This is a genomic window from Anaerotignum propionicum DSM 1682 (genome assembly GCF_001561955.1).
Lineage (GTDB): Bacteria > Bacillota > Clostridia > Lachnospirales > Anaerotignaceae > Chakrabartyella > Chakrabartyella propionicum.
The window spans coordinates 2,100,591-2,112,889 of sequence record NZ_CP014223.1; the positions used below are offsets into that span (position 1 = coordinate 2,100,591).

The following is a 12,299-nucleotide window of genomic DNA, read 5'->3' on the forward strand; positions in this document are numbered from 1 at the left end:
ATCCTACATAAGCATATAACTAAGTTGAATTACAGAATGCTTGCATTTCAACAATAATAGATTTTTTAATTATCCGAAATAATTTATTTCCTAAATTAAACCTCCAAACTGATTGCTTTATCACGTATCAATTGGAGGTCAACAAATCACAGGAAACATTTTGAAATTACTTAAGTACAAGTGCTATTCTTCTTTCACAATCACTACAGGTTTATAAACAGGCTTTATTTTTAAAGTATCAAACAGGTGTTTTACTCGTTGACTTACCAATACCAAAGATTGCCTACTCTTCTTACCAATATTTTCTTCATGTGAAAGATTGAAATCTTCATAATGACTCAAAGATGCTTCATCATAATATAGTGGAAAAAACTTAATTCTTCCCTTTTTAGTACAAACCAAACAATCATCTTCATCAATAATATAAGGCATTTTTTCTGAAAGTGGAGGCATAGTATGATTAATTATCATTTGAAAACATTTTATTTCTTTATCTTTTTTCCCCACATGTATAACCGGTTCTAAGGAATATCCAGTAAATCCTTGCTCTTTAAATATATTTGCAAGTCTTTCTGTAATTATAATTGCATGGCTTCCACTATAAAAATTAGCAGGTATCTCTAGTAACAGCTTTTTCTTCATTTGTGCTGTATTCCAATATAAATTAGATATTTGCTTATACACAATTGATCCACATTTGGAACAAACAAGTGCTTTTTCATATTCCGTCCCAAATTCACTTGGAAATTTAACGTTTGTTGCGTAAAAATTATAATATGTTGCCATGGAAAGTAAAGGTGCCTGCTCCATCTCTTTTTTGGTATAATTAATTTCTAATTGAAAAGTGATACTATCTTTTAGTTGTATATCTTCTATTATTGCCATAAATGTTCTAAATGTATTACTTTCATATTCTAATGTAAAATTATAGAAAAGATAGCTATCCTCCAAAGTAGGCTTTTCAGGAGTTTTTTCTAATTCGACATTATATTCCTCAAATATATAATCAACTTTTTCTTTAAATTCAATATAATTTTTAAAGCTCTTGAATTTATTTTGTTCATAATCAAGCATAAGAGAACCTAAATATAATACCTTCATACTAAATCTCCGCTTTCTAAGACATTTTGGGGATAGTTTTTCTTTAAAGCTATTCCTCTTTCACAATCACTACAGGTTCATAAACAGGCTTTATTTTTAAAGTATCAAACAGTCGTTTTACCCGTTGACTAACTAATAACAAAGATTGTCGACTCTTTTTTCCCCAACTTACTTCGTAGGATAGATTGAAATCTTCATAATAATTCAAAGAGGCTTCATCATAATATGGTGGAAACTTAATTCGCCCCTTTTTGCTGCAAAACAAACAATCATCTTCATCAATGATATAAGGCATTTTTTCTGAAAATGGAGGCATCGTATGATTAATTATCATTTGAAAGCACTTTATTTCTTTATCCTTTTTACCCACATGTATCACCGGTTCTAGGGAATATCCGGTAAAACCTTGCTCTTTAAATATATTTGCAAGTCTTTCAGTAATTATAATTGCATGGCTTCCACTATAAAAATCAGCAGGAATCTCTAGAAATAATTTTTTCTTCATTTGTGCCGTGTTCCAATATAGTTCAGATATTTGTTTATAAATTATTGATCCACATTTTGGACAAACGAAAACCTTATCATATTTTGTCCCAAACTCACTTGGAAATTTAATATTTGTTGCATAAAAATCATAATGTGTTGCCATAGAAAGCAAAGGTGCCTGCTCCATCTCTTTATTTGTAAATTTAAATTCTAATCTAAAATGAACTTGATCATTTAGTTTAAATTCTTCCATTATGCTCATGAATTCGTAATATTTTTCACTTTGGTATTCTAATATAAAATCATAAAAAGCATAGCTATCATCCAAAGTAGGTTTTTGAGGAATTTTTTCTAATTCAATATTATTTACCTCAAATATATTATCAACTTTTTCTTTAAATTCAATATAATTTTTAAAGCTTATATATTTATTGGAGTCAAATTTCAGCTTAAGGAAACCTAAAAATAATACTTTCACAGATATTCCCCCTTCAAGTATAAAATGCAGAGTATTAATACTCTACATTTTATACTAATTATCATTTAAAAACCAGATTATTATATTTATTTAAGGAACTTTTATTTTTACACGCTTGCTTGTACTAATTTGATCACTCTCTTCAACAAACCTACTTAAAAATTTATATAAATCATCTCCTGTTTCCTGATACAATTCATTATATCCCTTAATCATTTTATCTTTTACATAACTTTCTGATAACCTAGAATAGTCTGACCGATAAGGTATCATCTCTGCCATTTTATTTGTAATTAATCTATGATCATTTTTATGGATAGTAATTGCAAACATCGAATTTTCGCTAACACCAAATACTTTTGCAAACCTTTTCTCTATAATATGGTGTGCTTCATAGTTTTTAAACCTTGATATACCACTTTTTGCGTCTCGCAAATCATCATATCTCGCAACGCCCCACTTCATCGCATCAGCGAGTTTGTCACTATTCTTAATCATTCGGGTTACGCCAGTTACAGATGGAACAAAAGGCAGAACAACTGCAGCGCCATCCAAAACTACATTAAATCCATTCCAAAAAGTTGGATTCACTGCAAATTCTGCTAAAGATAAAGTTAAACAACCAATGTCATAAAGTGTTTCAACAGCAAACAACCTAATATTGTTATTATTTACAAAATTAGTATTATCGACCACCTGAAAGTCAACTAATTTTAGATTTTTAGGTAAATTCGACTCAAAAACATTTTTATCTATTTTCCCATTATTTATTGCAGGAATTACAAAGACACTTTTTTTGTTTGTTTGCTCATCCAGAAGAGTGATTGTATATTTTCTCTGCCAGCTATCTCCATATATTGCATCCGTATATTTATTAGATAATTGTTGTTGAATACTTCTTTCTGATACATTTCCTTTCACACCATCCGCTGCAAACACCGGTGTTACAAAATTACTTAAAAGTAGAACTACTGCTAAAAATATTGATATAAATTTATTCTTCAAAATAATCATCCTTTCTTTGTACTCTCTTTTAAAAATAGCAGATTCCTTAAGTATTCACGTACTTAAAAACATTAATTAACCCCATCATACTCTTCTTTACTTCTTTAATCTTTCTGGTACCTTTGGTTCATACAGTCTTCCGTGGCACATCATGATCGCAAAAAAGGATGCCGAAGTGCAGAGCAAATGTGCCGACAATTTAACACTGTTACTTCTCAAAAATTCTTTAAAATTTATCATTTTATCCCTCCCAATCAAATCTAAATACATCGTTAATTTTACCTTTACACTTGACCCCCTTTCACGAAGTATAATAACAACATAATTTACCAATTTCTAGTGGTAGGTCGTGAAATAGGCTTTTTAGGTCGTGAAATAAGTTTTTTTATGATTGTATGTCTATTTTTGTCATGCTATGATGTATTTGGAAAGTTTTAAAAACATCTTACGGGGGATACTTATGTCAATTTTATGGATTGGATGGGAATTATTCATTAACCTTCTTGAAGAAGGTATGTTTTGCTATTTACTAACAAAGGCACTTGGATATAAAAAAGATAAAGTCGTAAGACTTTATCTTGGTTTTTTTCTTTTAATTATTTTTACTACAATTTTAAACGTTGCAGTCCAACACACAAATATTGTAATCTTCTTGCTTTTGGTAGCCGACATTATCTTTTCAACTGTTTGTTTTGAATCTAATTATAGTTCTCGGTTTTTTTGGGGGTGCTCCGCATCTGTCATTGGAATTCTTTCAAACACAGTTGTTTTTTCTATGGTATCTTTTTTTACAAACTATGATTTAAATACACTGACAGTTCCATCAACTATCCGCATTCAAATGACTTTGATTTATCTGGTGGTTTGTTCTGTTTTTTACTTTACTATAATTGAACTTTCCTGTAAAAAAGCAATTTTATTACCGCGAGTATTACAAATTGTATTATTTATACTATTATCTCTTGGTATTGTTGCATCTGATATGCTTATTGAACTATCTCTATCTATTCCTGGAAACCAAATAACTACTAAGCTTGGCTTTATCGGCGTTGTATATTTATCTGTTTTGTTAGGATGTGTATTTTTATTCGAAGTATTAGGTGATTATTTCCATAAAAATTCTGCCCTTAGATTGCAACTGCGAGAAGCAAGCCTTCTGGAAAATCACTTAGAAAATATTCAGGCTTCTATGAAAACACTACGTCAATGGAAACACGACTATCATCATCACACACAGGCTATGCAAATGCTTTTAGAAAACCAGCAATATTCTGAGTTAAATACATATTTGGCGCAGTTTAACTCTGATTTTACAAATTTAACTTCTATGGTTTCAACAGGAAATCTTACTTTAGATGCAATACTCTCTAGTAAAATCCTTATAGCAAAATCCCACGGCATTGCTGTGGAACAAGCTATTTTTTTACCTGAAAAGCTTTCCATACCACAAACAGACTTATGTATTGTCTTAGGAAATTTATTGGATAATGCCATAGAGGCTTGCAATAAACCAAACCAACAACAACCACCTTATATCAATATCACAATTAAGATACATAAAGGCATGCTTTATTTTAAAGTAGTTAATAGTTCGAATGGCATTTACCTTTTTGACAATAAAAAACTTATCAGCACGAAAAAACAACCTGAACATGGATATGGTTTTCATAACATCAATAAAATTGTTGAGAATTACGGTGGTTTTTTCAATTATGAGCCTGAAAACAGTTCTTTTGCAGCTACTATCATGATCCCCTTTCAACGTGAGGAGGAAGAGAAATGAATATTTACATTGCTGTTGTTGAAGATGAACTTATATATGCGGAGCAGTTAGATAAAACCTTAAACCATTGGGCGAAACAACTGAATTGCACGCTTTCTTTGGTGCATTTTAAAAGTGCATCTGACTTTTTGAAAACTGATTTTAATCTGTATGACGTGGCTTTTTTAGATATTCAATTAGACGAAACAATGGACGGATTATCTTTGGCTCAAAGTCTGCGTAAAAACGAATATCAAGGTTCCATCGTATTCTTGACGAGCTATAAAGAATATGTTTTTCAGGGGTATGATGTTCAAGCTCTGCACTATCTACTGAAACCTGTACAAGAACAAGACATCAAAAAATGCATGAATATGGTCTATCAATTGACTAAACAAAAAAACTATATTATTCAAAATAACAATCAGACAATAAAAATTCCGTATCATCAGATTTTTTATTTCTCCAGCGCAAACCATTACATAGATATCTATACATTGGAGACAACCTATTCTCATAAAGCAAAAGTGGCAGATATGATCAGTCATCTTCCTTATCACTTCACCCAGTGTCATCGTTCAATTTTAGTAAATTTGAACCATGTAGAGAAAATTGTGAAGAATGAAATATTTCTTTCTAATGGCGCAACGCTACCCATTAGCAATACTTACCTTGAACATGTAAGAAAGGCTTTTTTAGACACTATTTTATGAGGAGGCAATCATGATACTTAAAATTGCAAATACTTGGGCTGACTGGCTCGTGGAAAATGGAGCAAATTCAGATGACCATGAAATATATACATATGGCGCAGAGTGCATGCTTAATGAGTTATTCTCAGATATTTTGTTAATCTTAACAGCATTGATGTTTCACAAAACATTTGAAATGATTCTATGGATGCTATTTTTTACACCTCTGCGGATTCATCTAGGGGGAATGCATGCATCCTCTCATTTGAAATGCATGTTGTCATCTATTTTATTATCTTATTTATGTATTTTTTCATATCCCTTAGTTGAAATCCCAGCATTAATGGGAATCATATTAATAGTTAGTTTTTTTATTGTATATAAAATTGCCCCAGTGGTTCACCCCAATCATCCTGTTTCAGAAAACAGAATGTCACAAATGAGAATGAGAGCATTGGTCATTATTATAATTGAAATAATACTCACATGTATTGCATATGAATATTTCTCAGAAAAAGTGGCTGGTATGGCAACGGTATCTCTCTTCTCCGTTTGCCTTCTTGCGATGATGGGGAAATTTTCGGCACTATATAAATAGGAATGTAAATGATTTTACGCTTTCATAGTAGATCTTGTTATAGATTAATATTAATTTTAAGGTACATAAAAAGGCTAAGTTGCAGATCATCAGTTGACCTACCACTTAGCCTTAATACCATGAAATTCTCCTCTTTTTTGATATGTCATCTATATTTTTGCTTATTTTCCGCCCTCAAACAGATGACATATTTGCCTGTTTTTTCGCTCAAAAATCGCTCCAAAACCACAACATCTTGTGGTTCAATCCTCTTTTTTCGTCTTGTCACCACAATACGTCATCATTATTATCGCTTCAACGTGGGTCGTCATTGGGAACTGATCCACCGCTTGAACATCCTCCACCTTAAACCCTTTTTCCGTTAGTATCGATACATCTCTCGCCAGCGTTGCAGGGTTACAAGAAACATAAATTAATTTCTTCGGTTTAATAGATGCAATGGTGTTTAAAAGAATCTCATCACAGCCTTTTCTTGGTGGATCCACCACAATGACATCAGCAGTAATCCCCTTTTCATGAAATAATTTAGGGATTATGACCTCCGCTGCACCAACCTCAAAAGATACATTTTGAATACCATTTCGTTCTGCATTTTTTCTTGCATCAACAATCGCCTCTGGCACAATCTCCACGCCGAAAACTTTCTTCGCCTTTTTTGCAAAAAATAGAGATATTGTACCAATTCCACAATACAAATCCAAAACTGTCTCTTCGCCATTCAGGTTTGCCATCTCAACAGCCTTATTATATAAAACCTCAGTTTGTGTTGGGTTTACTTGATAAAAAGATAATGGAGAAATTTCAAAAGAAATATCACCCAAGGTATCTTCTATAGAACTTTTTCCCCAGAGGGTAATCACTTTCTCACCCAGAATTACATTGGTTTGTTGCTTATTGACATTAATCACAATAGAGACAACACCATCAATTTTTCTTAACCGTTCCACCAAAACCTCACTATATGGAAGCTTCTTCCCATTTAGTACAATACAAATCATGATTTCGCCACTATTTTTTCCCACTCTGGTCAAAATATGGCGCACCAGACCCTTATGCTTCTCTTCATCATAAGCTGATATTTTAAATTCATCCATGAATTCTCGAACCACGGAAATTATTTCATCATTTACAATATCCTGCAAGAAGCATACCGACGAATCTACAATCCGATGGCTACGTTTTGCATAAAAACCAATTTCAGTTGCGCCAGTTTTTCTCATTCCTACTGGAAATTGAGCCTTATTTCGATATCTCCAAGGATTTTCCATTCCTAAAATAGGCACATCCCCAATATCTTTCAATCCCCCGATGCGTTCCAAATCATCTTTTACCTTTTTTGCCTTATATTCTAGTTGCCCTTCATAAGATAAGTGTTGCAACTGACACCCTCCGCAAGTCTTTGCTACGGGACAGGAAGGTTCCACGCGATATGGGGATTCTAAAAGAATTTCTACCAATTTTCCATATCCATAGCTTTTTTTTATTTTTAGAATGAGTACCTTAATTCTTTCCTCGGGTAACGCCCCTTCTACAAAAATGGTAAAACCATCAATTCTACCGATACCCTCTCCATTGCTACCCAATGCATCAATGGTCATTTCATATATTTCATTCTTCTCTACAGGAAGACTCATTTCCTTTTCCTCCAATAATTTCTGTCCCTGAATATTCACAAACTGTGCCGTTACATACACAATAACGGCAAGTTACAAAGCTTGGGTTGGCTTTACCTACACCATAAATCAGCATTTCCCGCATCTCTTTCGTTGTATTCAAAACTTCTTTACGCAAGCTCTTAATATTTTTTACAACAAACATATAGTCACTATATACCAATCTACCAAACTTAGGTCGAACCCCATAAACATCTTCTATAATCAAAAAGTACGCCGCAAGTTGCAGCAAATCTCCTCTATGGGGCAGAGGATCGTCCCCAATTTTGCCGCTTTTCAGCTCCACAGGGACTAATCCCTTCCCTAACCTTTTTTTATAAATATAATCCGGCTTACCCTGCAACTCATATTCAGCAGAATGCAATAACTTGCCGAAATTTTCTTCATTTTTTCCGTTTTGCTTTTGGTCGGCATAAAATAAAGCGTATCCCCCCATACGATTAGATGAGGGAAGCTTTTTTATGGACCAACCACGGCCACGGAACAAAAACAGTACCAATAAAATCAGAACTGCTATCATCAAAAATAAATCTGCCCACTCTAAGCTCTTAATAAAATCCAACATCTACACCACTTTGCATCAAATAGTAAATCACTGCACCTAGGATTAAAAGCAGAACCGCTATTTTCCACGCCAAATTTCTCAAGCGAAGCTCTGCATAATTTCGTTTATGAAATTCCAGCCCCTTTGTAAAGTTAGCGTTCATACCATCCCCCAATGCCAGAGCCTCGTTTCGCTCCTGATATAGGCGACGCAATTCCTTTCTGCCATACAGCTTTTCATAGTACCATTGATAAGGGCAATAAGAATATTTATTGATTTCGTGGGCTGAAATCGTTTTTCTCTCCATCGTTTTTTCCTCTTATTTATAATCCGAACGTCGGATATTTCTTTGCAGCATCCGATTGAAGCCTGCCCAATTCCCTTGGGTATTATCCGCCGCCAGCATTTCTTCAATCATCTTTGTTTTTGCATCCATATTATCGGCACAATGCAAAATAAATGCCTCAATTGTTTCAGGCACCTTAGGAGAGCCATATTCCAATTCTCCATGGTGCGAGAGGATGCAATGCTTCAACAAAGATTCCAACTGTTTAGGAAAGCCGTTAATTTTTGCCGCTGTATCCTTAATCAATTCGGCACCCAAGAAAATGTGCCCCAAAAGCTGACCATCATCGGTATAATCATTTTCCGGGAAATCTGACAATTCCATAATTTTTGCCGCATCATGAAGCATAGCAGATGCAATCAAAATATCTCGATTTACAAATTGATATCTCCCTGACATAAAATCGCAAATTTGAGTAACAGACAATGTATGTTCCACCAGGCCGCCACGGAAGCTATGATGCATACTTTTTGCGGCAGAATGAAACTTAAATTCTTTACTAATCAAAGGATGGCGCAAAAAGATTTCCTCTAGCATTTCCTTGATGTAAGGACTTTCGATGGTTTTAATATAATCCAAAAGCTGCTGGAACATTTCATCAATATTTTTATCCGTAGATGGAATAAAATCCACAGGGTCATATTCCCCCTCCATGCTACGTCTGATTCTTTTTATATTAATCTGCAAATCATTATTAAAAACAGTAACAGAACCGTCTATTTTAATAAAATCATTTTCCGCAAAGCTTTGAATATCCTTATTCATATCCCAAACCTTAGCATCTACCATACCCGTCTTATCCTGTAGCTTAAGGGATAAATAGGTTTTCCCGTTTTTTGATTTCAGGCTTTGTCTGCTTTTGCACAAATAGTGCTCCACAATGCTTTCGCCTTCCCTTAATTCATTGATATATCTCATGTAAATCCTCCACTTCTTTTCCTTTTCAAATTCTCATTAAACTTTATTATACACCATATAAAATGTTGATGCTACAAGAAACACACTCAATTTTAATCTTCTGGGAACTTTTCCAAAATTTACTCGTCAGAATAAAAAAAGTTTTTTTCCTTCACTTTTTTACACAACATGCTAAAATATATCAAAAGGAGGTTTCAAAATGAAGAAAAAAATTATTTCTATTCTTTTATGCTGTTGCACAGTAATGGGCTTTGCTCCTGTTACCGCTTTAGCGGCAGATGCAGAAACAGAAATCAGTCTTATGATGATGGATTTCAGAGAGGTGAAAGCTGACCAGCAAGGGGATAATTGGACTTGGGACGCCAGTGATAAAATTCTAACACTGAACAATTTTCAAGGTGTGGTAAAAACAGGTGTCCGTGAAAAAAGTTCAGCTATTTTACTCCCCAAAGACAGTACCCTTTATTTAGAAGGAAAAAATAATAAAATCACCACCAATTCTTATCACTGCAACGGCGTTTACAGTGAGGGTGATTTGATTATTGATGGGAAAGGAAAATTGGAAATCAATATTGAAAGTGCAGGTGCCAGTGGAATTTATGTAAACAGCGGCGTATTATCTATCGATAGCAAAGCCGAAATTAATGTGGATTCTCCCAGACATGCAATTTATATTTATGACTTAAAAGCAAATAAAGTTGCGGTTACCGTAAAAGATGATGCAAAACTTACTTTCCCCGATGACCTAAATGATGATGCAGTTTTTGTTGTCACAAAAAGCGGGGTTGATCCCAAAAGCATTACCTTCGATTATAAAGAAACCCGCGACAAAGATGAAGAAATTGTAACTTTATCGAAAGCTGAAGCAAAAACTCCAGAAAAGCCCACGGAGAATCCTGAAGAAAAGCCTACAGAAGAAGTTACGGAAAATACTTATTTGATTACAATTGGTAACAAAGAAATCAAAAAGAATGGCGAAACTGCCTATACTTCAGATGCTGTACCCTATATCACCAACGGTTACACCATGCTGCCATTACGGGCTTTATTGGTTCTCTCTGACCCCAACGTTGATATCAAATGGGATGCAACCACAAAAACAGCACAAATTTCTTATAACAATAAACTCTTTACTCTTGTTGCAAATCAAAAGACTTTGACAAAAGATAGCGCAACAGTTGATCTTGCTACAGCCGCTGAAATTCAAGATGGTCGTCTATTCGTATCTCTAAGGGATTGGATGAAGATTATGGAAGTTGACGGCACTCACGTTTCATGGAATTCAGAAGCAAAAACAGTAACATTGAAGCACTAAAAATCAGAATGACTGAAATTGTCCAAATAAAAATGAAGCATGTGGTATTAACCACTTGCTTCATTTTTTTAGTCCTTTCACAATTTCATGTATATTTAAAATTTGATGTTCGGTTAACGCATTCAAGTCTTTCAAAACGGCATTCAGTAATGAGGGGTTATTGGTTTCTTCGTCAAAAAAATCTTTTGGGGTAATATTGAAATACTCGCAAATATAGAAAAACACCTGCATAGAAGGCATAGATTTGCCATTTTCTATATGATTAATGTAATTTTCGTTTTGCCCAATGGTCAAGCTCATGTCACGGGCAGAAACCTTTTTTGCTATTCGTAGTTTTGATATTCTTTCTGAAATAAACCTATCATACATATCTCATCATCTCCTTATATACAACATTGTACCTTTTAATTTTATACTATGTACAATTTTTAAAATCTTATTATAATTGACTTACAATATTAAATGTTGTAAAATTGTTTAAATACAATATTAAATATTTAAGAAGGAGAGATTTCACTTGAATATGAAACGTATCTATCAAAGAATTGCAAAAGAGGACGGAATATCTGTAACTGAAGTGAAGAAAGAAATGCAGGATGCTATCGAGAATTCTTATAAAAAAAAGGACAAAACACTAAGTGAAATGGTTTTACAAAAAAGCATTACATATCACGGGGAAGTTCCTACGGTAGATGAGTTTATTGAAGCAATTTCTCACAAATTTAAATACCAAGAAAAAAATAAAAAATCTATAGGGTGTCATGGACTTTATTGACACCCTATAGATTTTTCCATGTACTTGCCTTACTTTTTTAAAGCCTTTACAATCTCATGAATGTTTCCGATTTGTTTGTCATCCAGCATATTTAAGTCCTTCAATACCTCATGGATTAAAATGGGATTGCTTATTTCCTCATCGAAAAAATCCTTGGGAGCAATGCCGAAATATTCACAAATATAGAAAAATGCTTGCATAGACAAAAAGGCTTTCCCATTCTCTATCTTATTGATATAGCTTTCACTTTGCCCTAAAGATAAGCTCATATCTCTTGCAGAAACCCCTTTTGCAGTCCGTAACTGTGAGATCCGCCTGCTAAAAAAGTTTTCGTTCATAATATCACCACCTGTGATGTAATTATACACCACACCATCCCTAATTTTAGGGAATTGTACTATCTGTATCCTGAGAAATGAGGAATTAAATTATATAGTGACAATAAGTGAGCAATAAACAGCCATAATAACAGATATATGATAACAGCCAACACGTATATCCCATAACCAATTGAAACCCGCATATCTATGCGGGTTTCATAAAAGTTTTTGGTCTTGCTTTTTTCAAAAAGCAAGTGGGTTTGGGCAAAGCCCAAGGTCTTAATTC

The 12,299-nt window shown here is 33.7% G+C and carries 14 protein-coding genes; 5 read left to right on the forward strand and 9 right to left on the reverse strand.

Translation table 11 applies throughout. From position 1 onward, the window contains the following. Positions 1 to 183: 183 nt before the first annotated feature. From CPRO_RS09735 to CPRO_RS09745, 3 genes are all read right to left on the reverse strand, one after another. Complete coding sequence (locus CPRO_RS09735; RefSeq protein WP_066051038.1) at positions 184 to 1,101, reverse strand: hypothetical protein; 918 nt, start codon at positions 1,099 to 1,101, stop codon at positions 184 to 186. 49 nt (positions 1,102 to 1,150) lie between these two features. Next, on the reverse strand, positions 1,151 to 2,065 hold the full coding sequence (locus CPRO_RS09740; protein WP_066051043.1) for a hypothetical protein: 915 nt from the start codon (positions 2,063 to 2,065) through the stop codon (positions 1,151 to 1,153). 90 nt (positions 2,066 to 2,155) lie between these two features. After that, positions 2,156 to 3,070 carry a hypothetical protein gene (locus CPRO_RS09745; RefSeq protein WP_066051047.1) on the reverse strand — a complete coding sequence of 305 codons (915 nt, stop codon included), beginning with the start codon at positions 3,068 to 3,070 and terminating at the stop codon, positions 2,156 to 2,158. A gap of 460 nt (positions 3,071 to 3,530) precedes the next feature. On the opposite strand from CPRO_RS09745, the gene CPRO_RS09750 reads away from it, so the two are divergent. Genes CPRO_RS09750 through CPRO_RS09760 form a run of 3 tightly spaced genes read left to right on the forward strand, consistent with a single transcriptional unit; the run spans position 3,531 to position 6,122 of the window. Beyond that, positions 3,531 to 4,853 (forward strand): sensor histidine kinase, encoded by a 1,323-nt coding sequence (locus CPRO_RS09750; protein ID WP_066051050.1) that lies wholly within the window; start codon positions 3,531 to 3,533, stop codon positions 4,851 to 4,853. Continuing rightward, the gene (locus tag CPRO_RS09755) at positions 4,850 to 5,545 is read left to right on the forward strand and encodes a LytR/AlgR family response regulator transcription factor (protein ID WP_066051053.1); all 696 of its coding nucleotides are present in this window, start codon (positions 4,850 to 4,852) and stop codon (positions 5,543 to 5,545) included. Before CPRO_RS09750 ends, CPRO_RS09755 begins: the two co-directional genes overlap by 4 nt. 10 nt (positions 5,546 to 5,555) lie before the next feature. Beyond that, positions 5,556 to 6,122 carry an accessory gene regulator B family protein gene (locus tag CPRO_RS09760; RefSeq protein WP_066051058.1) on the forward strand — a complete coding sequence of 189 codons (567 nt, stop codon included), beginning with the start codon at positions 5,556 to 5,558 and terminating at the stop codon, positions 6,120 to 6,122. 242 nt (positions 6,123 to 6,364) lie between these two features. Here the strand turns inward: CPRO_RS09760 and rlmD are convergent, their stop codons facing one another. The 4 genes from rlmD to CPRO_RS09780 are packed head-to-tail and all read right to left on the reverse strand — an operon-like array spanning position 6,365 to position 9,603. Next, positions 6,365 to 7,756, reverse strand: a complete 1,392-nt coding sequence (rlmD, locus tag CPRO_RS09765) for a 23S rRNA (uracil(1939)-C(5))-methyltransferase RlmD (RefSeq protein WP_066051060.1) — start codon at positions 7,754 to 7,756, stop codon at positions 6,365 to 6,367. Then, the gene (locus tag CPRO_RS09770; RefSeq protein ID WP_066051063.1) at positions 7,731 to 8,360 is read right to left on the reverse strand and encodes a PD-(D/E)XK nuclease family protein; all 630 of its coding nucleotides are present in this window, start codon (positions 8,358 to 8,360) and stop codon (positions 7,731 to 7,733) included. Before CPRO_RS09770 ends, rlmD begins: the two co-directional genes overlap by 26 nt. Next, on the reverse strand, positions 8,344 to 8,646 hold the full coding sequence (locus CPRO_RS09775) for a hypothetical protein (protein ID WP_066051066.1): 303 nt from the start codon (positions 8,644 to 8,646) through the stop codon (positions 8,344 to 8,346). Before CPRO_RS09775 ends, CPRO_RS09770 begins: the two co-directional genes overlap by 17 nt. 12 nt (positions 8,647 to 8,658) lie before the next feature. Beyond that, entirely contained in the window at positions 8,659 to 9,603 is a 945-nt protein-coding gene (locus CPRO_RS09780; RefSeq protein WP_066051068.1) for a 3'-5' exoribonuclease YhaM family protein, read from the reverse strand. A 199-nt stretch (positions 9,604 to 9,802) separates the two neighbouring features. On the opposite strand from CPRO_RS09780, the gene CPRO_RS09785 reads away from it, so the two are divergent. Beyond that, positions 9,803 to 10,918, forward strand: a complete 1,116-nt coding sequence (locus CPRO_RS09785; RefSeq protein ID WP_066051071.1) for a copper amine oxidase N-terminal domain-containing protein — start codon at positions 9,803 to 9,805, stop codon at positions 10,916 to 10,918. A 60-nt stretch (positions 10,919 to 10,978) separates the two neighbouring features. On the opposite strand, the gene CPRO_RS09790 is transcribed toward CPRO_RS09785, so the two are convergent. Then, positions 10,979 to 11,287, reverse strand: coding sequence for a helix-turn-helix domain-containing protein (locus tag CPRO_RS09790; RefSeq protein WP_066051073.1), 309 nt, complete (start codon positions 11,285 to 11,287; stop codon positions 10,979 to 10,981). 154 nt (positions 11,288 to 11,441) lie between these two features. Between CPRO_RS09790 and CPRO_RS09795 the strand changes: the two genes are divergently transcribed. Next, positions 11,442 to 11,693 carry a sporulation initiation factor Spo0A C-terminal domain-containing protein gene (locus CPRO_RS09795; protein WP_236782427.1) on the forward strand — a complete coding sequence of 84 codons (252 nt, stop codon included), beginning with the start codon at positions 11,442 to 11,444 and terminating at the stop codon, positions 11,691 to 11,693. Positions 11,694 to 11,722: 29 nt separating this feature from the next. Here CPRO_RS09795 and CPRO_RS09800 read toward each other — a convergent pair whose 3' ends face one another. Continuing rightward, positions 11,723 to 12,031, reverse strand: a complete 309-nt coding sequence (locus tag CPRO_RS09800) for a helix-turn-helix domain-containing protein (RefSeq protein WP_066051079.1) — start codon at positions 12,029 to 12,031, stop codon at positions 11,723 to 11,725. Between the last annotated feature and the right edge of the window lie 268 nt (positions 12,032 to 12,299).